Origin of the sequence: Pseudomonas sp. NFX15, from assembly GCF_049132105.1 — a bacterium.
Taxonomy (GTDB): Bacteria; Pseudomonadota; Gammaproteobacteria; order Pseudomonadales; family Pseudomonadaceae; genus Aquipseudomonas.
In genome coordinates this window covers 130,786-154,221 of record NZ_JAFMPV010000008.1, presented here as the reverse complement: position 1 = coordinate 154,221, position 23,436 = coordinate 130,786, and the positions used below count along the sequence as shown (strand labels likewise).

The window sequence follows — 23,436 nt, the reverse complement described above, 5'->3', positions numbered from 1 at the left end:
CCAACGATTTTCAAGGAGAAACAACATGATTCCGGTGATCTTGTCAGGTGGTAGCGGCTCACGTCTTTGGCCGCTTTCCCGTAAGCAATTCCCTAAACAGTTCCTGGCCCTGACCGGCGAACACACCCTGTTCCAGCAAACCCTGGAACGCCTGGTGTTCGAAGGCATGGACACGCCGATCGTGGTCTGCAACAAGGACCATCGGTTCATCGTCAACGAACAACTGAGCGCCCGCAAACTGGAAACCCAGCGCATCCTGATGGAACCGTTCGGTCGCAACACCGCGCCGGCCGTAGCCCTGACCGCGATGATGCTGGTCAACGAAGGTCGCGACGAACTGATGCTGGTGCTGCCGGCCGACCACGTACTGGAAGACCAGAAAGCCCTGCAACGCGCCCTGGCCTTGGCCACGGTTGCCGCCGAAAACGGCGAGATGGTGTTGTTCGGCGTGCCGGCCACCAAACCGGAAACCGGTTACGGCTACATCAAGTCGACCAACGACTCGCTGCTGCCCGAAGGCGTCAGCCGTGTCTCGCACTTCGTGGAAAAACCCGATGTGAAACGCGCCACCGAGTACGTGCAGTCCGGCGGTTATTTCTGGAACAGCGGCATGTTCCTGTTCCGCGCCAGCCGCTTCCTCGAAGAGCTGAAAAAGCACGACCCGGACATCTACGACACCTGCCTGCTGACCCTCGAACGCAGCCAGCAAGACGTCGACACCATCACCTTCGACGAAGCCACCTTCGCCTGCTGCCCGGACAATTCCATCGACTACTCGGTGATGGAAAAAACCCAACGCGCCTGTGTCGTGCCGCTGACCGCGGGCTGGAGCGATGTCGGTTGCTGGTCGTCGCTGTGGGAAGTCAATGAGAAAGACGCCAACGGCAACGTCAGCAAAGGCGACGTGGTGATCCAGGACAGCCGCAATTGCATGATCCACGGCAACGGCAAACTGGTGTCGGTGATCGGCCTGGAAAACATCGTCGTGGTCGAAACCAAGGACGCCATGATGATCGCCCACAAGGACAAGGTCCAAGGCGTCAAACAGATGGTCAACACCCTCAACGAACAGGGCCGCAGCGAAACCCAGAACCACTGCGAAGTCTACCGCCCGTGGGGCTCCTACGACTCGGTGGACATGGGCGGCCGCTTCCAGGTCAAGCACATCTCGGTCAAGCCGGGCGCCTGCCTGTCCCTGCAGATGCACCACCACCGCGCCGAACACTGGATCGTGGTCAGCGGCACCGCCGAAGTGACCTGCGACGAGAACGTGTTCCTGTTGACCGAAAACCAGTCGACCTACATTCCGATCGCCTCGGTGCATCGCCTGCGTAATCCGGGGAAGATCCCGTTGGAGATAATCGAGGTGCAATCGGGCAGCTATCTGGGTGAAGACGATATCGAGCGGTTTGAAGATATTTACGGGAGGTCGACGCCGATTGAGCGTGGGGTTTCGGTGAAAACCATCGCACAGTAAGCCTGCGGTAAAAGACAAGCCCTCATCCAGTCCACTGCGTCCCCTATCCGCAGTGAATTGGGTGGGGGCTTTTTTTCAGGCTTTCGTATTGCCCCAGCTCCCAAAGGTTTGCGCTGTGAACACATATCCTGTGAACACCTGCAATCACTGTGGGAGCTGGCTTGCCAGCGAAGAGGCCGACACAGGCACCATAACAATCCGCCCATCGCCAACCTCCCCCACGCTTAGGTAGGATGAGCCTCTCTGTTCCCGAGACTCACGTCATGTTCATCGGCGCCCTGCTGGTCCTCACCTGGCTGATCCTGTTGCTGCGCTACCCGGCCAAGGCCTTGCCGGTTTCCCTGGCCGCCGCCGTGGGGCTGGGGATTGTTGCCACCTGGGTCATCTGGATGGATCACCGCGAGCTCAAGCAACTGCAACGCCTGGAGCTGCGCCTGAGCTATGCGCCCAGCGACTGCCCGGCCGACCGTCCGTTGAAACTGACGCTGAACAACGGCAATGACGTGCCGCTGACGGAGTTGCGCTGGCGGATTGCCGCCTATGCGCCGGGCGATACGGTGAACCTGGCCGACAATCAATACACCGCCCCGCGCTATCGCGGCCCCGGCGAGTTGCAGGCCGGTGGCAATTGGGAAGATTGCTTGCCGCTGCCGCCGCTGCGCCCTGGCTACCGCCCGGAAACCCTCGAGTTTCGCGCCGAGCGATTGCAGGGTAGTTTTTCCGATTAAGCCTTCCCCCTTTTTTGCACAAGGAATGCGCCATGCCCGTTGCGTTGATTACCGGTTGTTCCAGTGGCATTGGCCGCGCCCTTGCCGATGCGTTCAAGGTTGCCGGTTATGAAGTCTGGGCCAGTGCCCGCAAGGCCGACGATGTCGCGGCACTGGCTGCAGCGGGTTTCACCGCCGTGCAACTGGACGTGAATGACGGGCCGGCACTCGACGCGTTGAGCGAGCGAATCAACCAGCAAACCGGCGGCCTCGATGTGCTGATCAACAACGCCGGGTATGGCGCCATGGGGCCATTGCTCGACGGCGGCGTGCCGGCCATGCAGCGTCAATTCGAAACCAACGTGTTTTCCATCGTCGGCGTGACCCGGGCAATGTTCCCGGTGCTGCGTCGGACCAAAGGCCTGGTGGTGAATATCGGCAGCGTGTCCGGTGTTCTGGTCACGCCCTTCGCCGGTGCCTACTGCGCCTCGAAAGCCGCCGTGCATGCCTTGAGCGATGCCTTGCGCATGGAACTGGCGCCGTTCGGCGTGCGGGTCATGGAAGTCCAGCCGGGGGCCATCGCTTCGAGTTTTGCCAAGAATGCCGGCCATGAAGCCGAGCAGTTGATCAGTGAGCAATCACCGTGGTTCCCATTGCGCGAAGGCATACGCGCACGGGCCCGAGCATCCCAGGACAAGCCGACGCCAGCCAATGAGTTTGCGGCCGGATTGCTCAAGGCTGCGCAGCAGGACAAGCCGCCGCGCCTGATTCGTCTGGGCAACGGCAGTCGAGCGTTGCCGCTGTTGGCTGGGTTGTTGCCCAAAGGCTTGTTGGAGGCCGGGTTGATGAAGCGGTTCGGGTTGCGCGGGCCTCTCTGACACCGAGTCGACACCTTCGCGAGCAGGCTCGCTCCTACAGGTCATGCGCAGATTGTGAATGGTCGTTAATCCTGTAGGAGCGGGCTTGCCCGCGAAGGCGTCTGAACGAACACCACAGAATCCCAGGAAACAACAATGACCGACTACACCGAATACTTCGACGAAGTGATCCAAGCCCACGTAGCCATCGAACAATGGCTGGCCGAGGAACGCGACGCGTCTGAACTGGAACAACTGCTGACGCGATTCTCGCCGCAGTTCTCCATGGTCTCGCCATTGGGCCGGCTGCTGGATTTTGCTGCGCTGAACGAGTTGTTCACGCTGGCGGGCGGCAAGAAACTCGGTTTTCGTATAGAACTCAGCGAGTTGCGCGGCATTGCGCTGTACGACGGTGGTGCGACCGTCAGTTATCGCGAGCAACAGACCGATGCCACCGGGTTGCACTCGGATCGCCGCTCCACCGTCGTGTTCGAAAAACAGACGGATGGCCGCGTGATCTGGCGGCATTTGCATGAGACGTTTTGCAAGGGGTGAACCTTCGCCTCATGCACCTTCGTCCTGCTTCACCACCACCGTACACGTAATCCCCGCCGCCAACAGCACGCCCTCCGGCACTTCATCGATGTGAATCCGCACCGGCACCCGTTGCGCCAGGCGTACCCAGTTGAAGGTCGGGTTCACATCGGCGATCAGTTCGCGGCTCTCCGGGTTGTCGCGGTCGTAGATGCCGCGCGAGATGCTTTCCACGTGGCCCTTGAGCACTTCGCCGCTCATCAGTTGCATGTCGGCCTTATCGCCGACGCGTATGTGGGGCAGTTTGGTTTCTTCGAAGAAGCCGTAGACCCAGAACGAGTTCATGTCGACCACGGCCATTTTCGCCTCGCCGATGCGCGCGTAGTCACCGCGATGCACGTTGAGGTTGGTGACGTAGCCGTCCACTGCCGCACGCACTTCGGTGCGCTTGAGGTTGAGTTCGGCGGCTTCCAGTTGCGCCTGGGCCTGCTGGTAATCGGCCTGGGCCGAGTCGGCGAGGTTGGTGGCGTCGTCGCGGTTTTCCTTCGAGATCACCAGGTTGTCCATGTCGGCGCGACGATGGGCGTTGACCTTGCGCATCTCCCAGGTCGCCTTGCGTGATGCCACCAGGCTTTGCGCCTGTTTCACCGCGAGGCGGTAGTGCTCGGGGTCGATCTGCATCAGCAAATCGCCCTTCTTCACCTGTTGGTTGTCACGCACCGGCACGTCCACCACTTCGCCGGTGACGTCGGCGGCGACGTTGATGACGTCGGCGCGCACGCGGCCGTCGCGGGTCCAGGGTGTGTTCATGTAGTGCTCCCACAAGGAGCGACCGATCCACAGCGCGAGGGCCAGCACCAACAAGGTCGCGAACAGGCTGAAAAACTTTTTCATCGGGACATTCTCAACGGTAGACAGTCAGCGCCAACGCGCCGAACAGACAGGTAAACAGGCTCAGGCGCAGCAACGCCGGGTGCCAGAAAAAACGGTACAGGTCGAACCCCGACAGGAACCGGTCCAGCGCCCAGGCAATGGCAGCCGCGATGAAAAACATCAGGGTCATGGTCGGCATGTACACGCCGTGGAAGGCGATTTCACGAGGCATGTGCAAGTCCTTGTGGCGAGCTGTTGGCGTAGGCAGCGAGCGGTGATTGCGGATCAAGCAAAGAGGTGCGGATGAAGTGCAGGTAGCTCTTCACCCGGCGCAATGCCGAAGTATCGAAGTGCGGGGCGAAGGGCTCGTCGGTGGACTGCACGCGACTGATCGCGTGATCGACAGCGACCAGTGCGCGTTCGAGGTTGCTGCTGTTCGGTTGCAGGAACAGCCGCACCAGCGCCCGCCCCATCACCCGAATCGCCTGGCGCCACGGCTGGGATTCGGCATAAGCCGGATGCACCGGTAGAATCGCCTGCTCTTTGCGCAGCTCAATGATTGCGTGGCCGACTTCCAGCACCACGAACATCCAGCGCAGCAAGTCGCGCTGCACTTGCGGTTGTCCCGCCGCGAAGCCGTAGGCCTGATGCACCAGGTCGCGGGTGCGGCTTTCGAAACTCGACGCCAGGCCCTTGAGCTTGCCGCTGATGGCGTACACCACCTGGCCGCGCAGGTCCTGCTCCAGTCGACGCCACAGCCAGCGGCTGTTGGGCGGCAGAATGATCGCCCCGGCCGCCGCGCACACCAGCATGCCGATCACCATCGCGATGTAATCGTTGATGAAGGTGTAGGGGTTGTAGACCGTGAGGTTGTCCGGCACCGAACCGGTGCTGAAAAAGATCAGCAGGCCAATGCCGACCCCGGCATATTTCGGACGCGAGGCGAGGAACGCGCCGAACACGATCACCGGCGCAAGCACCGTGCACAGCAACGCAAAACCATCGATCCACGGGTAGATGAAAAACATCTCGACGAAGCCCAACAGCGCACCCAACAATGTCCCGCAGGCCATCTGGAACGCCATGCGTTTCGGGTTCGGCGTGGCGGCGGCCAGGCCGACGGTCGCGGCGGCAATCAGGGTCATGGTCGCCCCGCTCGGCCACGCCGTGGCCACCCAATAGCTGCCCAGCACCACCAGGATGAACGACGCACGAATCCCCGACGCCGCGGCGGCCAGCCAGTTGGTTTGCGGGGTGAACGGCTCGTCCCATTGTTCTCGCGCATGGCTGTGATCGGCCAGGGATGCGTGGGTCTGTGCATAGCTGTGCAGATCGTCGACGAAGCGATACAGCAGTTCGTAAGCGGTGTGGAAGTCCAGTTGTTCGGCATCGCTCGGACCGCTTTGCTGGAACGTCGTCCGCAGGCTGCGCACCCGCGCCGGCAATCCTTCCTTGTAGGCGCTCAATACGCTGACCAGTCGCGCCGCATCGGCGCTGGTCAGGGCTCGGCCGCTGAAGCCGTCGAGCAACTCGGCGAGGTCCTGCAAGCCCGGTTTGATCGCCGCCACCACCTGATCCGCCGCGCTGCTGCGCAGGCGTTCGAGCAATTGGTGCAAGGCATTGAAGCGCGTGGTGATGCCCATGAACTCGCTGTTCAAGCGACTGAGCCGGCCATTGCGTCGGCGCATGTGCGGGTCTTCAAACACCGTGACGCTGCGCAAGCCTTCCAGGCCCACGGCTTCGGCGATGAAGCGCACGTTGCCGATCTCGAACGCCTCGCGCTGACTGCGACCGCGCAAGCCATCAGTGACGAACAGCGCGAACACGCCAAAGCGCTGATACAAGGCATTGCGCATCGCCGCGCTGGAAGACTGCGGCAGGATCGCGGCGCTGACCAGGGTCGAGCAAAGGATGCCCAAGGAGATTTCCAGCACCCGCCAGACCGCCGCCATGAACGCACCATCGGGGTGAGCCAGCGCCGGCAAGCCGACCATCGCCGCGGTGTAGCCGGCAAGGACGAAACCGTAGGCACGAAAGTTACGGCAACGGGCGGCGCCGGCCGTACAAATACCAACCCAGATCGCCAACGCGCCGAGGAACAGTTCAGTGTTCTGTGCGAACAAGGCGATCAGCGCGACCATCACCGCCGAGCCGGTGAGGGTGCCGAGAAAGCGATAGAAACTCTTGGCGAATACCTGGCCGCTTTGCGGCTGCATGACGATGAACACGGTGATCATCGCCGTGCGCGGTTGCGGCAGTTCCAGGCGCATGGCCAGCCACAGCGTCAGGAACGCCGCTAGCAGCACCTTGAAGATGTAGACCCAGGTCACGCCATCGCTGCGCGCCCAGTCATAGAAGCCCCGGCGCCATTCAAGGGCGTACAGCCAGCGCAAGGGTGAGGGCAAGGAAGTCATCAGATCCTGCTCAGTGATTGTCTGTAAAAACCCGAAACCTGTAGGAGCGAGTTTGCTAGCGAAGGCGGTGTGTCAGGCGAAGTAATCGTTGACTGACATGGCCTCTTCGCGAGCAAGCTCACTCCTACAGGGGTTGTGTTCAACGCAAAAGGCTCGGGGTTTTTGGCGCCTGGGTCTGGCTGTCTTTGGGCACGTCGTTGCCGGCACCAAGGCCGCCGCCGAGCGCGGTCACCAGTTCGGCATGGGCACTGAGGCGCGCCGCCTGAACCTGTTGCTGCACTTGTTGCTGCTTGAACAACAACGTCTGGGCGTTAAGCACGTTGAGGTAATCGGTCAGGCCGCGCTGGTAGGCGATCATCGCGATGTCGTAAGTCTTCTGCGCGGTGGCCACCGACTCGGCGGCGAACACCTGCTGCTTGTCCATCGACTCGCGGCGGATCAAATGGTCGGAGATATTTTTCAGCGCATTGACCAGGGTTTGGTTGTACTTGGCCACGGCCATGTCATAACCGGCCGAGGCTTCGCCCAGTTCCGAGCGCAGGCGCCCGCCGTCAAAGATCGGCAGCGAAATCGCTGGCCCGACGCTGTAGTTGAGTTTCTTGCCGGTCAAGAACTCCAGTGCCCCGCCGCCAGTGGCCATGTAGCCGAGGCTGCCGACCAGATCGACGTTCGGGTAAAAACCGGCATGGGCGACATCGATGCCCCGCGCTTGTGCCGCCACTTGCCAGCGACTGGCGACCACGTCCGGGCGTTGGCCGAGCAACTGCGCCGGCAATGACGACGGCAGTTTCAGCGGTGCACCCAGCTTCAGCGTGGGCCGTTGCAACTGTGCGCCGTCGCCCGGCCCCTTGCCGGCGAGCGCGGCGAGCTGGTTGCGACTCAAGGCGATTTCTTCGTCGAGGGCATCGATCTGACGATGGGTTTCCGGCAGCGGCGTCTCGGCCTGGCTGACTTCGAAATGAGTGCCGATGCCGCCGTTCAGGCGTTTTTGCGCCAGTTCGAGAATCTGCTGTTGCTGCTTGAGCGTCGCTTCGCCGATATCGCGCTGGGCGTAATGCAACGACAACTCGATGTAGACGCGCACGATGTTGTCCTGCAATTCGAGCTGGGCCTGGCGCGCTTCGGCGACGCTCATGTGGGCCATGTCCACGGCGCGCTCGGTGGCATTGCTTTCACGGCCCCAGAGGTCGAGCGCATAGCTGAAGCCCAGCGCGGTATTGTTGTCCCAGGTGGTGGTGTTGGCCAGTTCACCGGGCCCGTAGAACTGGTCGGTCGGCCAATTGTGGCGCTTGAGGGTCGAATCGCCATTGATCTGCAACGACTCGGCCGCTTGCGCCACGCCGGCCATGGACTTGGCCTGGCGCACCCGGGCGGCCGCCATGGCCAAGCTCGGACTGCCTTGCAGGGCAAGGTCGATCCAGCGGTTCAGTTGCGGGTCGCCATAGGCTTGCCACCATTGCGCGGTGGGCCAGTGCGCATCGTGCGCAGCGCTCTGGATCGCTTCATCGGTGGCCAGTGAATTGGCCTCCAGTGCCTTGCCCTGCGGGGCAATACCTCCGGTTCCGATGCAGCCGCTGATTGCCAGGGTTAAAGCCAAAACACTGAGCGGCGAAAGCGCTCTGCTGATGCGACGCGGCACTGCTGCGATTTCCTGAAAAGAGGGGAAAAACGAGATCTTGTCGGAGCCGGCTTGCTGGCGATGCAGGCACCGCGGTGAATCTGGGTGACCGCAGCGACGCTATCGCCAGCAAGCCGGCTCCTACAGTCCGCGCAATTCTATGGGGGGGCTTTGATGGCGATAAGCTGGGATTCTTGTGATTCTTTGTTACCGTTAACGAGATAATCCGTAGGTAGGGGGTCACCGGCCCCGAAACTTCGTGTCACAATTTGCCATCGCACCCGAGAGCCCCCCATGGACACTTTGCAAAACATGCGCGCCTTCAGTTACGTGGCCGAGGCCGGCAGCTTCACCGCTGCCGCCGTGCAACTGGACACCACCACCGCCAACGTCTCGCGCGCGGTCTCCAATCTGGAAGCCCACCTGCAAACCCGCTTGCTCAACCGAACGACCCGGCGCATCGCCCTGACTGAGGCCGGCAAGCGTTACCTGTTGCGCTGCGAGCAGATCCTGGCCTACGTCGAAGAAGCCGAAGCCGAGGCCAGCGACGCCCATGCCCGCCCGGCCGGGCAACTGAAAGTGCACACCATGACCGGCATCGGCCAGCACTTCGTGATCGACGCCATCGCCCGTTATCGCAAGACCCACCCGGACGTGACCTTCGACCTGACCATGGCCAACCGCGTGCCGGACCTGCTCGACGAAGGCTACGACGTGTCCATCGTCCTCGCCCGCGAACTGCCGGACTCGGGATTCGTCTCCCAGCGCCTGGGCATCACCTACAGCATCGTTTGCGCCTCGCCGGCCTACGTCAAAGCCAACGGCTGCGCACAAAAACCCAGCGACCTGCTCAACCACGCCTGCCTGCGCCTGGTCAGCCCGGTAATCCCGCTGGAGAAATGGGCGTTTGATGGTCCTGAGGGCCAGGAAGTGGTCACCATCAACAGCTCGCCGTTCCTGGTGAACTCCGCCGACGCGATGAAATCCGCCATCATCAGCGGCATGGGCGTTGGCGTCCTGCCGCTGTACGCCGCGATCGAAGGCCTGCGCAACGGCACACTGGTGCGCGTGATGCCTCAGTACCGCTCGCAGGAACTGAACCTGTATGCGATCTACCCCTCGCGCCAGTACCTGGATGCGAAGATCAAGACCTGGGTCGAGTACCTGCGCGGATCGTTGCCGGAACTGCTGGCAGCGCATCAGGCGGAATTGGCGGCGTATGAATTGAGCGGGAGCCTGGGTGGGGCTCGGGTGGCGAATTGAGCCATCGGCTCAACGATTGATCTTTTGTGGGAGCGAGCCTGCTCGCGATGGTGTTCTCACATTCAACATCTCGGTGAGCAGATACACCGCTTTCGCGAGCAGGCTCGCTCCTACAATTGGATGTGCATCAATCTGCCAGAAATTGGCCGGCTGTCAGGCCGCCTTCGCGAGCAAGCCCGCTCCCACAGTTTTGAAAGGCGTACGCACCAAAGCATCAGGCCGGCCGGTAGGCCGCCTCAGGCGCTGTGGCGGTGCACGCCCCCTCGAGAGGCCGAGAGGAGGTTCTGCGCAGTGGGCAACCCGGCATGGATGCCGGGTTAGCCGCCCCCGGCCATGGATGGCCGATGGCGGCGGGCCCACGGAGCAGGACCGGAGCGAGGGCACCCTGAGCCTAAGCGAAGGGCCGAACGTCAGGGGCAAGAGCCCTTGGTTACTTGGGGCTTTTCCAAGTGACCCGCCGTAAGGGCGGAACCCATAGCCGCCATGACCCAAAAAACGGATATGCACACGGTCACCCACAACATGGTCGGCCCAGAGGCCGCCAAGACACCCAAGACACCCAAACTGACAGCGCCGTCAGTTAGCAGTCACCGTCCTGACCAGCAAACAGGTTTATAAAGGAAACTGCCCACCCACCGACCACCCAGCCCCGGCGCCCCACTCGCATGCGAATCCAGACCAAACCCGCCCTGCTCGTCGCCCTCCTGATCGTCCTGGCAGCGCTGGGCGTGTGGTACGCCACCAAACCGGCCACGGCCAAACTCGCCACCCCCACCGCCATCCCGGTACGCGTGGTCGCCGTCGCCGAAAAAGACGTGCCGCGCTACGTCAGCGGCATCGGCTCGGTGTTGTCTCTGCACAGCGTCGTGGTTCGCCCACAGATCGATGGCATCCTCACCAAACTGCTGGTGAAAGAAGGCCAACTGGTGAAAAAAGGTGACCTGCTGGCCACCATCGACGACCGCTCGATTCGCGCCAGCCTCGACCAGGCCCGGGCGCAACTGGGTGAAAGCCAGGCACAACTGCAAGTGGCGCTGGTCAACCTCAAGCGCTACAAACTGCTGAGCGTCGACGACGGCGTGTCCAAGCAGACCTACGACCAGCAACAAGCACTGGTCAACCAACTCAAGGCCACCGCCCAAGGCAACCAGGCCTCGATCGATTCCGCCGACGTACAACTTTCCTACACCCAAATTCGCTCGCCGGTCAGCGGTCGTGTCGGCATTCGCACGGTGGACGAAGGCAACTTCCTGCGCATGAGCGACGCCCAGGGCCTGTTCACCGTGACCCAGATCGACCCGATCTCGGTGGAGTTCTCCCTGCCGCAGCAAATGCTGCCGACGCTGCAAGGCCTGATCAGCGACCCCGAGCATGCCCAGGTCAAGGCTTACATCGGTGCCGATACCGACGGTGAAACCGGCAACCTGCTCGGCGAAGGCCACCTGACCCTGATCGACAACCAGATCAACGCCAACACCGGCACCATCCGCGCCAAGGCCGAATTCGACAACCCGGGGCAGAAGCTATGGCCCGGCCTGCTGGTGACGGTAAAGATTCAGACAGCCCTGGAGAAAGATGCGCTGGTGGTCCCGCCGACGGTCGTACAGCGCGGCCTCGACCAGCACTTCGTGTACCGGGTCAACGGCGACAAGGTTGAAGCCGTGCAGGTACAGATGGTCTATCAGGGCAGCGGCCAGGACATCATCAAGGGTGTGAAGCCCGGTGACGTGCTGGTCAGCGATGGCCAGTCGCGGCTCAAGCCGGGGTCGACGGTGCAGGTGCTCACCGAACCACCGCAAGTGGTGCAAACGGAGGCCAAACCATGAAGGGCCACGGCTCGGTTTCCGCCTGGTGCATCGACCGCCCGGTAGCCACCATCCTGCTGACCTTCGCCCTGGTGCTGCTGGGTGTGATCGCTTTTCCGAAACTGCCAATCGCGCCCCTGCCGGAGGCTGAGTTCCCGACCATCCAGGTGACCGCGCAACTGCCCGGTGCCAGCCCCGACACCATGGCGTCGTCGGTGGCCACGCCGCTTGAAGTGCAATTCAGCGCCATCCCCGGCATGACCCAGATGACCTCCAGCAGTGCCTTGGGCTCAACCCTGCTGACCCTGCAATTCACCCTCGACAAAAGCATCGACACCGCCGCACAGGAAGTCCAGGCGGCGATCAACACCGCCGCCGGCAAACTGCCCAAGGACATGCCGACGCTGCCGACCTGGAAAAAGGTCAACCCGGCCGACAGCCCGGTGCTGATCCTCAGCGTCAGCTCCACGCAAATGCCCGGCACCGAACTCAGTGACCTGGTGGAAACCCTGCTGTCACGTCAGATCAGCCAGATCGATGGCGTAGGGCAAATCAACATTACCGGGCAGCAACGTCCGGCGATTCGCGTACAGGCGTCCGCCGACAAACTGGCCGCCATCGGCCTGACCCTGGCGGACATTCGACAAGCGATCCAGCAGACCAGCCTCAACCTGGCCAAGGGTGCGCTGTACGGTGATTCGAGCATCTCCACGCTGTCCACCAACGACCAGTTGTTCCATCCAGAGGAATACAGCCAGTTAATCGTTTCCTACAAGGATGGCGCCCCGGTTCACCTCAAGGATGTTGCCAAAGTCGTCAATGGCGCGGAAGACGCCTACGTCCAGGCCTGGTCCGGTGATCGTCCCGGGGTCAACCTGGTGATCTCGCGTCAGCCCGGCGCGAACATCGTCGAAACCGTAGACCGTATCCAGGCCGCGCTGCCGGGACTGGAAGCCATGTTGCCGGCCTCGGTGCAGGTCAAGGTACTGATCGACCGCACCCAGACCATTCGCGCGTCCCTGCACGAAGTGGAAATCACCCTGCTGATCGCGATCATGCTGGTGGTGGCGGTGATGGCGCTGTTCCTGCGCCAACTGTCGGCCACGCTTATTGTGTCAGCGGTGCTCGGCGTATCGCTGACGGCCAGTTTCGCGCTGATGTACATCATGGGCTTCAGCCTCAACAACCTGACCCTGGTGGCCATCGTCGTGGCCGTGGGCTTCGTGGTCGACGATGCGATCGTCGTGGTGGAGAACATCCACCGTCACCTCGAAGCCGGCGACGGCATGCGCGAGGCGGCGATCAAGGGCGCGGGCGAGATCGGCTTCACCGTGGTGTCGATCAGCTTCTCGCTGGTGGCGGCGTTCATTCCGCTGCTGTTCATGGGCGGCGTGGTCGGGCGCTTGTTCAAAGAGTTCGCCCTCACCGCGACGTCGACCATCATGATTTCGGTGGTAGTGTCGCTGACCCTGGCGCCGACCCTCGCCGCGTTGTTCATGAAGGCTCCGGTGCATCACGCCCACGACAAACCGGGCTTCGGCGAGCGCTTGCTGGCGTGGTACGAAAAAGGCCTGCGCCGCGCCCTCGCCCACCAGAAGCTAATGGTCGGCGTGTTTGGCCTGTCCCTCGGCCTGGCCATCGCCGGTTACATTTTTATTCCCAAGGGTTTCTTCCCGATCCAGGACACCGGGTTCGTCCTCGGTACCACGGAAGCGGCTGCGGATATTTCCTACGGCGACATGGTGAAAAAACACCTGGCGATGGCCGAAATCGTCGCCGCCGACCCTGCCGTCCAGGCGTTTTCCCACTCGGTCGGCGTTTCCGGCAGTAACCAGACCATCGCCAACGGTCGCTTCTGGATTGCCCTCAAACCCCGGGGTGACCGCGACGTATCGGCCAGCCAGTTCATCGACCGCATCCGCCCGAAACTGATGAAAGTCCCGGGCATCGTGCTGTACCTGCGCGCCGGGCAAGACATCAACCTCAGCTCCGGCCCCAGCCGCGCCCAGTACCAATACGTGCTCAAGAGCAACGACGGCGGCACGCTCAGCACCTGGACCCAACGCCTGACGGAAAAACTGCGCACCAACCCGGCGTTTCGCGACATTTCCAACGACCTGCAACTGGGCGGCAGCATCACCCACATCAGCATCGACCGCAGCGCTGCGGCGCGTTTCGGCCTGACCGCCAGCGACGTCGACGAAGCGCTTTACGATGCGTTCGGCCAACGCCAGATCAATGAATTCCAGACCCAGATCAACCAGTACAACGTGATCCTGGAGCTCGACACCAAGCAGCGGGGCAAGGCCGAAAGCCTCAACTACTTCTACCTGCGCTCGCCCCTGAGCGGGGAAATGGTGCCGCTATCGGCCCTGGCCAAGTTCGATGCGCCCACTATCGGCCCGCTATCGATTGCCCACGATGGCATGTTCCCGGCCGCCAACCTGTCATTCAACCTGGCACCCGGCGTGGCGCTGGGCGACGCCGTCATCATGCTCAACCAGGCCAAGGCCGACATCGGCATGCCGACCGCCATCAGCGGCAACTTCCAGGGTGCGGCCCAGGCGTTCCAGAGTTCGCTGGCCAGCCAGCCGTGGCTGATCCTCGCGGCGCTGGTGGCGGTGTACATCATTCTCGGCGTGCTGTACGAGAGCTTCGTGCATCCGCTGACGATCATTTCGACCTTGCCTTCGGCGGGCCTGGGCGCGGTGATCATGCTGTGGATCTGCGGCCAGGACTTTTCGATCATGGCCCTGATCGGCCTGGTGCTATTGATCGGTATCGTCAAGAAAAACGGCATCCTGATGATCGACTTCGCCCTCGAAGCGCAGCGCCATGGCGGGTTGTCGCCGGAGGATGCGATCTTCAAGGCCTGTATCACTCGGTTCCGGCCGATCATCATGACCACCCTCGCCGCCCTGCTCGGCGCCCTGCCGCTGATGCTCGGCTACGGCACCGGCGCCGAATTGCGCCAACCACTGGGCATCGCGGTGGTCGGCGGTTTGCTGGTGAGCCAGGCGCTGACGCTGTTCACCACGCCAGTCATATACTTGTGGCTGGAGCGACTGTTCCATCGACCTAAACCGGCGCCCGTAGCGGCGCTGGCGACCACAGACTGAGGCGGGTCATGCGCGTTCTGATTATCGAAGACGAAGAAAAAACCGCGGACTATCTGCACCGCGGTCTGACGGAACAGGGTTACACCGTGGACCTGGCGCGCGATGGTGTGGAAGGCCTGCACCTGGCGCTGGAAAGTGACTACGCGGTGATCGTCCTCGACGTGATGTTGCCGGGCCTCGACGGCTTCGGCGTGTTGCGCGCCTTGCGTGCGCGCAAGCAAACCCCGGTGATCATGCTCACCGCTCGCGAGCGCGTGGAAGATCGCATCAAGGGCCTGCGCGACGGTGCCGACGATTACCTGGGCAAACCGTTTTCCTTCCTGGAGCTGGTGGCACGCCTGCAAGCGCTGACCCGGCGCAGCGGCGGCCATGAACCGGTGCACGTGAGCATCGCCGACCTGTGGATTGACTTGATCAGCCGCAAGGCGACCCGCAGTGGCACACGGCTGGATCTGACCGCCAAGGAGTTCTCGCTGCTCAGCGTGCTGGCCCGCCGCCAAGGGGAAATCCTGTCGAAAACCGCGATTGCCGAGATGGTCTGGGACATCAATTTCGACAGCGACGCCAACGTCGTCGAAGTCGCGATCAAACGCCTGCGGGCCAAGCTCGACGGGCCGTTCGAAGAAAAACTGCTGCACACCATCCGCGGCATGGGCTATGTGCTGGAGAGCCGTAGTGTCCAGTAACTCCATCGCCCTGCGCCTGAGCGGGATGTTCACACTCGTGGCGCTGCTGGTGTTTTTGTTGATCGGCTGGGCGTTGTACCAGCAGGTCGACAAAGGCCTGGGGCTGTTGCCCGAAGCCGAGCTGGATGCACGCTACAGTGTGCTCGAATCTACGGTCGGCCGTTACGGCACGCCCGAGCATTGGGTGAAAATCAACAACAAACTCAACCTGCTGAGCGAGGAAGACAAGCGCATCAGTTTCTGGATCCTCAGCGGCGATCCGAACTACGAATACGGCAAGCCCACTGCGCAGATTCGTGCCTTTGCTGAAGGGCCACTGGGTATGCGCGACATGCATCTGCCGGATCACCCCTATCCGCTGAAAGTGCTGGTCAGTGAATTCCCGGCCAAAGACCAGCGGCCACCGCTGCGCTTCATGATCGCCATCAATACCGAGACGTTTTTCCAGACCCAGCATCAACTGCTGATCGCGCTGATCAGCCTGGCCATCGTCGGTGTGTTGCTGGCTTCGGCGCTCGGGTATTGGGTGGCACGGATCGGCCTAAAGCCACTGATCAAACTGTCCCAGGAAGCCCGACGCCTGGCCCCGCCCCTGCGCTCGGGCCGCTTGCGCCTGTCACCGTTGCCGCCGGAGCTGGATCAGTTCGTCAGCTCCTTCAACTCGACCCTGGAACGGGTCGAACAGGCCTATTCACGCCTTGAGTCGTTCAACGCCGACGTCGCCCATGAACTGCGCTCGCCCCTGACCAACCTGATCGGCCAGACCCAGGTCGCGCTGACCCGTGGACGCTCCGCCGAGCATTACTTCGAAGTGCTGCAATCGAACCTCGAAGAGCTGGAGCGGCTGCGCTCGATCATCAACGACATGCTGTTCCTGGCGAGTGCCGATCAAGGCAGCAAGGCGACCAAACTGACCTCCACGTCGCTGGCCGATGAAGTGGCCACGACCCTGGAGTACCTGGACTTCATTCTCGAAGACGCCCAAGTCCAGGTCGAGGTCAGTGGTGACGCGCAAGTGCGCATCGAGATTGCCCACTTGCGCCGGGCGTTGATCAACCTGCTGAACAACGCGGTGCAGCACACCGCACCCGGTCAGATCATTCATGTGCACATTGAAGCGGCAGAACATCAGGTCAGCATCGGCGTCGCCAATCCTGGCTCGCCGATTGACCGCGAACACCTGCCACGGCTGTTCGAGCGCTTCTATCGAGTCGATGCCTCGCGCAGCAACAGCGGCCACAACCATGGCCTGGGGCTGGCCATCGTCAAGGCGATTGCGTTGATGCATGGCGGCGACGTGTTCGTGCGCAGCGACCATGGGATGAATACCTTCGGCATGTATCTGCCGACCTGATCCCCCTCGCGACAAGGAATGTGTGCCACCCATCAATCTTTGCTTTTGCTGTAACAGTCCTTTCAACAATCCGCTCTTTTTCCCCTCGCCTCATATCCTTATCTTTGCCCGCACCACACAGCACTTGCCAAGCAAGAAGGTCTTAAAGATGTCCAACAGTATGGGTATTGCCAGCGCTTTCGTTTTGTCCTCTTTGTTCCTGTCGCCATTGGCGATGGCGGAAGAATCGCAGACGTTCGTTGCGCATAACGCCGCACGCACCGCCACGTTCGAAGAGCACCATATCGAGATGACTGCCAAGGCGGCGCAGGACTCCCAAACCTCTCAAGCATCGACCCTGCAGGCCCAGCCACAGGTCGAAAAGGACAGCTGACCCGCATCGGATACCACCCTTTCCCTCGACACTTTTCATCGGCTCTTCCCTTTGAAAACGTTGTCTTCAAAGCCGCTGCTGTCAGCGGCTTCTTTTTGTGGCGACTTCACGTTCATTGCAGTATCTGTAACGAATGTCACTGGCACCCCCGCGGTTGGTCAATCGTTCAAGCAACAGGCTCGATTCACGGGGCTGCGACGTTTATGCAACTACGCTTACAACGTCCCTCCAGCAGACGTCAGCCCTATGACTGCAAGCCGCACCCCACAGATTCAAGGCACGCCGAGTCGACCGGAGATCATGGTGATCTTCGGCAGCACCCTGACGGTCATCTCGATCCTGTGCATCGTCACGTTCCTGCTGATCCGCGAACACGCCTACGCCCAGCAAACCGCGACCCGCAGCGCGACCACCATCGCGCAACTGATCGATGCCGACGTCCTGCGCACGGTCGAGCTCTACGACCTGACCTTGCAAGGCCTGATCGCCGCCGCGCAACGGGACGACCTGAAGCTGGTGTCGCCGCAGATCCGCCACCTGGTGCTGTTCGACCGCTCCACCACCGCACGCTACAAGGGCGACATCCTGCTGCTGGACAAGCACGGCGACGTGCTGGCCGACTCCTCCCTGATCGAACCGAAACCGGGCAACTTCGCTGACCGCGATTATTTCCTGGCCCATGCCTTCAACCGCGACACCGGCATGTTCATCAGCCGCCCCTTCAAGCCGCGCTGCGATTGCGACGACAGCGACGAATGGCGCATCAGCTTCAGTCGGCGTATTTCTTCGTCCACGGGGGAATTTGAAGGGGTCGCCGTGGCGTCGATGCGCATGAGCTACTTCGATCAATTGTTCAACAGCCTCGACATCGGCCACGGCAGTACCCTGGGCATCATCAACGACGAGGGGGTTCTGCTGGCGCAAAAACCGCACCGGGAAAAAAACACCATCGGCAAAAGCGTCGCCAGCCGGCCCAACGTCATCCGCATGTTGCAGGAACGCAGCGGCACCTTCGAAAGCGTCTCGAGTGTCGATGGCGAGAGGCGCCTGTACACCTTTACCCGGGTCGGTAACTTGCCGTTGACCGTTATCGTCGCCCTGTCCCTCGATGAAGTGTTCGCCACCTGGAACCGCACGGCCTACGTCATCAGCGGCGCCACCGGGGTGTTGTGCATCGGCCTGTTGTGGCTGACCTGGCTGCTCTGCCGCGAACTGCGCCTGCGCCAATGTGCCGAACAGGAACTGGCGCAACTGGCCGCCACCGATGCCCTGACCGGCGTGGCCAACCGCCGCTCGCTGGATCTGACCCTGCGCCATGAATGGTTTCGTGCACAGCGCAGCGGCAAGCCGTTATCGCTGCTGATGATCGATGCCGACCACTTCAAGGCGTTCAATGATCGGCACGGGCATCAGGCCGGCGATGAAGCGTTGCGGGCGTTGGCCGAAGTGATCCGCGCCAATGTCCATCGACCGGCGGACCTGGTGGCCCGCTATGGTGGCGAAGAGTTCTCGGTGGTCCTGGCTGAAACCGACAGCGAAGGTGCGCGACAGATCGCCGAACATATCCGCCAGGCGGTTCAGGCACTGCCGCTGGTGGACCCGGGTGAGCCGCCGATGAGCGTTAGCATCGGCATCGCCACCTGGACGGCGGCCAGCGATCTGAGCCTGGAGCAGTTGCTGTTCAGTGCGGACAAGGCGTTGTACCAGGCCAAGGAAGGGGGGCGTAACCGGGTGGTGTGTGCCAGTTGAATTTCGTGTTGAACTAATTGGCGCCTTCGCTGGCAAGCCAGCGCCTACAGGGGAATGCGATCAACTGTAGGAGCTGGCTTGCCAGCGAAGAGGCCGTCACTGCCACCCTTGAAATCAGGGCATAAAAAAAGGCCACCCGAAGGTAGCCCTTAAAAACTAGAGAGGTTTTTTGCTTACACGGCCGCAACCGGGCGCATGTAAGAAATCGGTGCGGTGCTCGCGTCTTCGAACGTCACGACTTCCCAGGCATCTGTCTGCTCAATCAACTTGCGCAGCAACTGGTTGTTCAGTGCGTGGCCGGACTTGAAGCCCTTGAACTCACCAATCAGGCTATTGCCCAGCAGGTAGAGGTCACCAATTGCATCGAGAATCTTGTGCTTCACGAATTCGTCTTCGTAGCGAAGGCCGTCTTCGTTCAGTACGCCATCGGCGTCGACCACAATTGCGTTTTCAACACTGCCGCCGAGTGCGAGGTTGTGCTTGCGCAGGTACTCGATGTCACTCATGAAACCAAAGGTTCGGGCGCGGCTGACTTCTTTTACGAACGAAGTGCTGGAAAAATCCACGCTTGCACTTTGCGTGCGGTCACGGAAAACCGGGTGATCGAAATCGATCTCGAAGCTCACCTTGAACCCGTCGAAAGGGACGAAAGTAGCGCGCTTGTCGCCATCTTCCACTGTCACTTCCCGCAGGATGCGGATGAACTTCTTGGCGGCGTCCTGTTCTTCCAGGCCAGCCGATTGAATCAGGAATACGAAAGGTCCGGCGCTACCATCCATGATCGGGACTTCGGACGCGGAGAGCTCGACGTAGGCGTTATCGATGCCCAGGCCTGCCATGGCCGAGAGCAAGTGCTCCACCGTGTCCACTTTGACGTCACCGTTAACCAGCGTGGTCGACATAGTGGTTTCACCAACGTTTTCCGCGCGGGCAGGGATCTGCACCACAGGATCGAGGTCGGCGCGACAAAACACAATGCCAGTGTCGACAGGCGCAGGCTTGAGGGTCAGGTAGACCTTCTCCCCGGAGTGCAGGCCGACACCTGTGGCACGGATAATATTCTTCAGGGTGCGTTGTTTAATCATGGCATGGGCCGCTTCAGCGCAAATTGCGAACTGGTATCAACAAAGGCTGGCGATGATAGCAGACCAGACCTTTGCTGAACACCAATCACCCGAATACCCCTGATACATTTCATCAATCGGCCTGACGACGCAGGAAAGCCGGGATGTCCAGGTAGTCCAGGTCATCTTGCGGGTTCATCTTCGCGGCAGTCGCAGCACCGGCCTGAGCCTGGTTGCGCATGACGGTCGGACGATCCAGGTCACGGTAGTTCACCGCTGGCGCTTCCTGACGAACAGGGGCCTGTTGTTGTGGCTGTTGAGCCATCGACGTGTGGACGGTGTTGTCGATGACCTTCACAGGTTTCTCGATTTTAGCGCCCAGACCGGTTGCAACAACAGTCACGTGCAGCTCGTCTCGCATGTCCGGATCGATCACGGTACCGACCTTGACCATGGCGTGCTCGGAGGCGAATGCCTCGATGATGCTACCCACGTCGGAGTACTCGCCCAGGGACAAATCCGGACCGGCGGTAATGTTGACCAGGATGCCGCGAGCGCCTTGCAGGTTCACGTCTTCCAGCAACGGGTTGCGAATGGCCGCTTCGGTGGCCTCACGTGCGCGGTTCGGACCGCTGGCGCAGCCAGTGCCCATCATCGCCATGCCCATTTCGCTCATCACGGTACGCACGTCGGCGAAGTCGACGTTGATCATGCCCGGACGCTTGATGATGTCGGAGATACCGCGAACGGCACCGGCCAGTACATCGTCGGCCTTGGCGAAAGCCGACAGCAGGCTGGCGTCTTTACCGAGGATGGTCAGCAGCTTCTCGTTGGGAATGGTGATCAACGAGTCGACGCTTTCGGAGAGCATGCGGATGCCTTCGTCGGCGATCTGCATACGCTTGCGGCCTTCGAACGGGAACGGACGGGTCACCACCGCAACGGTGAGGATTCCCATTTCCTTGGCCACTTCGGCGATGATCGGCGCAGCACCGGTACCGGTACCGCCACCCATGCCGGTGGTGATGAACACCATGTTGGTGCCCTGCAGGACTTCGGCAATGCGCTCGCGGTCTTCCAGCGCGGCTTGACGGCCGACTTCAGGGTTGGCGCCAGCGCCCAGGCCCTTGGTCACGCCAGTGCCCAATTGCAGGATGGTGCGCGCGCCGATGTTTTTCAGCGCTTGAGCATCGGTGTTGGCGCAGATGAATTCGACGCCTTCGATGTTGCTCTTGACCATGTGGTTGACAGCGTTGCCGCCGCCACCGCCGACACCGATAACTTTGATTACCGGGCTTGCGGGGATGTTGTCTACGAGTTCGAACATTTTCCCTCTCCTTTACATTCTCTAGTTTTTTCGCCTACTGCGTGCTTCGGTGTAACGGTGTTGCGGTAAATCAGAAATTGCCCTGGACCCACTTCTTCAAGCGGTCCAGCAACGGAGCCTGTGGCTCTTCGTTGCTATAACTGTCGCGGCTGCCGATGCCCGAGAACGAGATGCCGTCGGACTGCTTCTGCAGGCCGTACATCAACAGGCCAACGCCGGTGGAATAGATCGGGTTGCGCACCACGTCATCCAGGCCCTTGACGCCATGCGGCACACCCAGGCGCACCGGCATGTGGAAGATTTCCTCGGCCAGTTCGGTCGCGCCTTCCATTTTCGACGTACCGCCGGTCAGCACGATGCCGGCCGGGATCAGGTCTTCGTAGCCGCTACGGCGCAATTCGGCCTGGATCAGCGTGAACAGCTCGTCGTAGCGCGGCTCGACCACTTCGGCCAAGGCCTGGCGGGACAGCTCGCGTGGCGGACGGTCGCCGACGCTTGGTACCTTGATGGTTTCACCGGCACCGGCCAGTTTGGCCAGGGCGCAGGCATAGCGAATCTTGATTTCCTCGGCGTACTGGGTCGGGGTGCGCAACGCCATGGCGATGTCGTTGGTCACCTGGTCACCGGCAATCGGGATCACCGCGGTATGACGAATCGCGCCTTCGGTGAAGATCGCAATGTCGGTGGTACCGCCACCGATGTCCACGAGGCACACGCCCAGCTCTTTCTCGTCGTCGGTCAGCACCGAGTAGGCCGAAGCCAGTTGCTCGAGAATGATGTCGTCGATTTCCAGGCCGCAGCGACGCACGCATTTTTCAATGTTCTGTGCGGCGTTGACGGCGCAAGTGACCACGTGGACCTTGGCTTCCAGACGCACGCCGGACATGCCCAGCGGCTCGCGGACGCCTTCCTGGTTATCGATCACGTAGTCCTGCGGCAGGGTGTGCAGTACGCGCTGGTCAGCCGGGATCGCCACGGCCTGGGCAGCGTCGAGCACACGCTCAAGGTCAGCCGAGCTGACTTCGCGATCACGAATCGCCACGATGCCGTGGGAGTTCAGGCTGCGGATGTGATTGCCCGCCACGCCGACGAACGCCGAGTGAATGCGGCAACCGGCCATCAGCTGCGCTTCTTCAATGGCGCGCTGGATCGATTGCACGGTGGACTCGATGTTCACCACCACGCCTTTTTTCAGGCCACGGGACGGATGGGTGCCGATCCCGACGATTTCCAGCGTGCCGTCGTCCCCGACCTCGCCTACCAGCGCCACCACCTTGGAGGTGCCGATATCGAGACCGACGATCATTTTGCCGCTTTGCACGTTTGCCATGGGTCCTGCCTCTTCTTAATTCTTCGCGACAGCGGGTTGGGCTGCCGTGGGCGCTACAGGTTCCCGCCAGCCAACAGCGAGGCCGTTGGCGTAGCGCAGATCGATGCGCGCAATGTTCGTAATCTGTTCTTTGAGCGTCTTGTCATAGATGGCAATGAAGCGGCGCATCTTTTCCACCAGGTTGCCGCGTCCCAGCAACAGTTCGATCCCCGGGCCGGCACTGCCGGGGCCGGTGGTCAGGAACCAGCTGCCGCGTTCGCGCAACTCCAGGCGTGCAATCGAGAAGCCCAGAGGCCGGAGCATCTGACTCAACACCTGGTACTGCTGCATCACCTGCTGCTGGGCCCGCTGGGGTCCGAACAGCTGAGGCAAATGTTCGTAGTTCGCCAATTCACGCGGGGTGAAGGCCTGGCCCTGGTTGTTCAACAGCGATTCGTCGCCCCAACGGGCCACTGGCAATTGTTCTTCCAGGCGGATCACCACTTGATCCGGCCAAACCCGGCGCACTTCGGCGTGGGCGATCCATGGCATCTGTTCCAGCTCGGTGCGCATGCTCGCCAGGTCGATGGTGAAGAAGCTCGACGCCACGTAAGGGGCGATTCGCTGCTGCACCGCTTGCTGGCTGATGTAACTCAAGTCGCCCTGCACGTTGATCTTGGTGATCGGCCGGTCGGCATACGGCAACAACCGCGTCGCGCCTTCGTACGTACCGAACCCCAGGGCCACCAGCAGCACCGGCCAGAACAACACTTTGAGAAAGCCGAAGTTGGCTTTCGGCAGGCGCACAGACATCGGCTCTTTGGCCACCATTCGGCTGGCACCCCGCGGCACCGGCTTGCGGCCGGGAGGTGCGGGGGGCTGATGTCTGAGCTGAGCGCCTTGCATG

The 23,436-nt window shown here is 61.6% G+C and carries 19 protein-coding genes; 11 read left to right on the top strand and 8 right to left on the bottom strand.

Annotated features, from left to right (window positions below; all coding sequences use genetic code 11):
• The first annotated feature begins 25 nt into the window (after window positions 1–25).
• The 4 genes from J1D76_RS11640 to J1D76_RS11625 all read left to right on the top strand — a co-directional run bounded on the left by J1D76_RS11640 (window position 26) and on the right by J1D76_RS11625 (window position 3,596).
• On the top strand, window positions 26–1,477 hold the full coding sequence (locus J1D76_RS11640) for a mannose-1-phosphate guanylyltransferase/mannose-6-phosphate isomerase (RefSeq protein ID WP_421138457.1): 1,452 nt from the start codon (window positions 26–28) through the stop codon (window positions 1,475–1,477).
• Between the two features lie 263 nt (window positions 1,478–1,740).
• On the top strand, window positions 1,741–2,205 hold the full coding sequence (locus J1D76_RS11635) for a multidrug transporter (protein ID WP_421138513.1): 465 nt from the start codon (window positions 1,741–1,743) through the stop codon (window positions 2,203–2,205).
• Window positions 2,206–2,237: 32 nt separating this feature from the next.
• Window positions 2,238–3,062 (top strand): SDR family oxidoreductase, encoded by an 825-nt coding sequence (locus J1D76_RS11630; RefSeq protein ID WP_421138456.1) that lies wholly within the window; start codon window positions 2,238–2,240, stop codon window positions 3,060–3,062.
• A gap of 135 nt (window positions 3,063–3,197) precedes the next feature.
• The gene (locus J1D76_RS11625) at window positions 3,198–3,596 is read left to right on the top strand and encodes a DUF4440 domain-containing protein (protein WP_421138455.1); all 399 of its coding nucleotides are present in this window, start codon (window positions 3,198–3,200) and stop codon (window positions 3,594–3,596) included.
• Between the two features lie 9 nt (window positions 3,597–3,605).
• On the opposite strand, the gene J1D76_RS11620 is transcribed toward J1D76_RS11625, so the two are convergent.
• The 4 genes from J1D76_RS11620 to J1D76_RS11605 form a co-directional block, all read right to left on the bottom strand.
• Complete coding sequence (locus J1D76_RS11620; RefSeq protein WP_421138454.1) at window positions 3,606–4,469, bottom strand: efflux RND transporter periplasmic adaptor subunit; 864 nt, start codon at window positions 4,467–4,469, stop codon at window positions 3,606–3,608.
• Window positions 4,470–4,479: 10 nt separating this feature from the next.
• On the bottom strand, window positions 4,480–4,680 hold the full coding sequence (locus J1D76_RS11615) for a DUF1656 domain-containing protein (protein WP_108214933.1): 201 nt from the start codon (window positions 4,678–4,680) through the stop codon (window positions 4,480–4,482).
• On the bottom strand, window positions 4,670–6,862 hold the full coding sequence (locus tag J1D76_RS11610; RefSeq protein WP_421138453.1) for an FUSC family protein: 2,193 nt from the start codon (window positions 6,860–6,862) through the stop codon (window positions 4,670–4,672). Before J1D76_RS11610 ends, J1D76_RS11615 begins: the two co-directional genes overlap by 11 nt.
• A gap of 139 nt (window positions 6,863–7,001) precedes the next feature.
• Window positions 7,002–8,501 carry an efflux transporter outer membrane subunit gene (locus tag J1D76_RS11605; protein ID WP_421138452.1) on the bottom strand — a complete coding sequence of 500 codons (1,500 nt, stop codon included), beginning with the start codon at window positions 8,499–8,501 and terminating at the stop codon, window positions 7,002–7,004.
• 273 nt (window positions 8,502–8,774) lie between these two features.
• Between J1D76_RS11605 and J1D76_RS11600 the strand changes: the two genes are divergently transcribed.
• The 7 genes from J1D76_RS11600 to J1D76_RS11570 all read left to right on the top strand — a co-directional run bounded on the left by J1D76_RS11600 (window position 8,775) and on the right by J1D76_RS11570 (window position 18,829).
• Window positions 8,775–9,743, top strand: coding sequence for a LysR family transcriptional regulator (locus J1D76_RS11600; protein ID WP_421138451.1), 969 nt, complete (start codon window positions 8,775–8,777; stop codon window positions 9,741–9,743).
• Window positions 9,744–10,408: 665 nt separating this feature from the next.
• Window positions 10,409–11,569 (top strand): efflux RND transporter periplasmic adaptor subunit, encoded by a 1,161-nt coding sequence (locus tag J1D76_RS11595; RefSeq protein WP_421138450.1) that lies wholly within the window; start codon window positions 10,409–10,411, stop codon window positions 11,567–11,569.
• On the top strand, window positions 11,566–14,667 hold the full coding sequence (locus J1D76_RS11590) for a multidrug efflux RND transporter permease subunit (protein WP_421138449.1): 3,102 nt from the start codon (window positions 11,566–11,568) through the stop codon (window positions 14,665–14,667). The genes J1D76_RS11595 and J1D76_RS11590 overlap by 4 nt, the downstream gene beginning before the upstream one ends.
• An 8-nt stretch (window positions 14,668–14,675) precedes the next feature.
• Complete coding sequence (locus J1D76_RS11585; protein ID WP_421138448.1) at window positions 14,676–15,353, top strand: heavy metal response regulator transcription factor; 678 nt, start codon at window positions 14,676–14,678, stop codon at window positions 15,351–15,353.
• Entirely contained in the window at window positions 15,343–16,707 is a 1,365-nt protein-coding gene (locus tag J1D76_RS11580; RefSeq protein ID WP_421138447.1) for a heavy metal sensor histidine kinase, read from the top strand. Before J1D76_RS11585 ends, J1D76_RS11580 begins: the two co-directional genes overlap by 11 nt.
• A 148-nt stretch (window positions 16,708–16,855) precedes the next feature.
• The gene (locus tag J1D76_RS11575; RefSeq protein WP_421138512.1) at window positions 16,856–17,080 is read left to right on the top strand and encodes a hypothetical protein; all 225 of its coding nucleotides are present in this window, start codon (window positions 16,856–16,858) and stop codon (window positions 17,078–17,080) included.
• A 246-nt stretch (window positions 17,081–17,326) separates the two neighbouring features.
• Entirely contained in the window at window positions 17,327–18,829 is a 1,503-nt protein-coding gene (locus J1D76_RS11570; RefSeq protein WP_421138446.1) for a GGDEF domain-containing protein, read from the top strand.
• A 173-nt stretch (window positions 18,830–19,002) separates the two neighbouring features.
• Here J1D76_RS11570 and lpxC read toward each other — a convergent pair whose 3' ends face one another.
• The 4 genes from lpxC to J1D76_RS11550 form a co-directional block, all read right to left on the bottom strand.
• The gene (lpxC, locus tag J1D76_RS11565) at window positions 19,003–19,914 is read right to left on the bottom strand and encodes a UDP-3-O-acyl-N-acetylglucosamine deacetylase (protein WP_008016709.1); all 912 of its coding nucleotides are present in this window, start codon (window positions 19,912–19,914) and stop codon (window positions 19,003–19,005) included.
• A 112-nt stretch (window positions 19,915–20,026) separates the two neighbouring features.
• Window positions 20,027–21,220 (bottom strand): cell division protein FtsZ, encoded by a 1,194-nt coding sequence (gene ftsZ, locus J1D76_RS11560; RefSeq protein WP_421138445.1) that lies wholly within the window; start codon window positions 21,218–21,220, stop codon window positions 20,027–20,029.
• A gap of 70 nt (window positions 21,221–21,290) precedes the next feature.
• Entirely contained in the window at window positions 21,291–22,550 is a 1,260-nt protein-coding gene (gene ftsA / locus J1D76_RS11555) for a cell division protein FtsA (protein ID WP_421138444.1), read from the bottom strand.
• A gap of 15 nt (window positions 22,551–22,565) precedes the next feature.
• Window positions 22,566–23,435, bottom strand: a complete 870-nt coding sequence (locus J1D76_RS11550) for a cell division protein FtsQ/DivIB (protein ID WP_421138443.1) — start codon at window positions 23,433–23,435, stop codon at window positions 22,566–22,568.
• Window position 23,436 lies beyond the last annotated feature (1 nt).

Bases quoted from the DNA above. Each gene is read 5' to 3' on its own strand.
- J1D76_RS11575 (WP_421138512.1), top strand. From the start codon at position 16,856: ATGTCCAACAGTATGGGTATTGCCAGCGCTTTCGTTTTGTCCTCTTTG.
- J1D76_RS11640 (WP_421138457.1), top strand. From the start codon at position 26: ATGATTCCGGTGATCTTGTCAGGTGGTAGCGGCTCACGTCTTTGGCCG.
- J1D76_RS11635 (WP_421138513.1), top strand. From the start codon at position 1,741: ATGTTCATCGGCGCCCTGCTGGTCCTCACCTGGCTGATCCTGTTGCTG.
- J1D76_RS11610 (WP_421138453.1), bottom strand. From the start codon at position 6,862: ATGACTTCCTTGCCCTCACCCTTGCGCTGGCTGTACGCCCTTGAATGG.
- J1D76_RS11585 (WP_421138448.1), top strand. From the start codon at position 14,676: ATGCGCGTTCTGATTATCGAAGACGAAGAAAAAACCGCGGACTATCTG.
- J1D76_RS11550 (WP_421138443.1), bottom strand. From the start codon at position 23,435: ATGCAAGGCGCTCAGCTCAGACATCAGCCCCCCGCACCTCCCGGCCGC.
- J1D76_RS11630 (WP_421138456.1), top strand. From the start codon at position 2,238: ATGCCCGTTGCGTTGATTACCGGTTGTTCCAGTGGCATTGGCCGCGCC.
- J1D76_RS11595 (WP_421138450.1), top strand. From the start codon at position 10,409: ATGCGAATCCAGACCAAACCCGCCCTGCTCGTCGCCCTCCTGATCGTC.
- J1D76_RS11620 (WP_421138454.1), bottom strand. From the start codon at position 4,469: ATGAAAAAGTTTTTCAGCCTGTTCGCGACCTTGTTGGTGCTGGCCCTC.
- J1D76_RS11625 (WP_421138455.1), top strand. From the start codon at position 3,198: ATGACCGACTACACCGAATACTTCGACGAAGTGATCCAAGCCCACGTA.
- J1D76_RS11590 (WP_421138449.1), top strand. From the start codon at position 11,566: ATGAAGGGCCACGGCTCGGTTTCCGCCTGGTGCATCGACCGCCCGGTA.
- ftsZ (WP_421138445.1), bottom strand. From the start codon at position 21,220: ATGTTCGAACTCGTAGACAACATCCCCGCAAGCCCGGTAATCAAAGTT.
- J1D76_RS11615 (WP_108214933.1), bottom strand. From the start codon at position 4,680: ATGCCTCGTGAAATCGCCTTCCACGGCGTGTACATGCCGACCATGACC.
- J1D76_RS11570 (WP_421138446.1), top strand. From the start codon at position 17,327: ATGACTGCAAGCCGCACCCCACAGATTCAAGGCACGCCGAGTCGACCG.
- ftsA (WP_421138444.1), bottom strand. From the start codon at position 22,550: ATGGCAAACGTGCAAAGCGGCAAAATGATCGTCGGTCTCGATATCGGC.
- lpxC (WP_008016709.1), bottom strand. From the start codon at position 19,914: ATGATTAAACAACGCACCCTGAAGAATATTATCCGTGCCACAGGTGTC.
- J1D76_RS11600 (WP_421138451.1), top strand. From the start codon at position 8,775: ATGGACACTTTGCAAAACATGCGCGCCTTCAGTTACGTGGCCGAGGCC.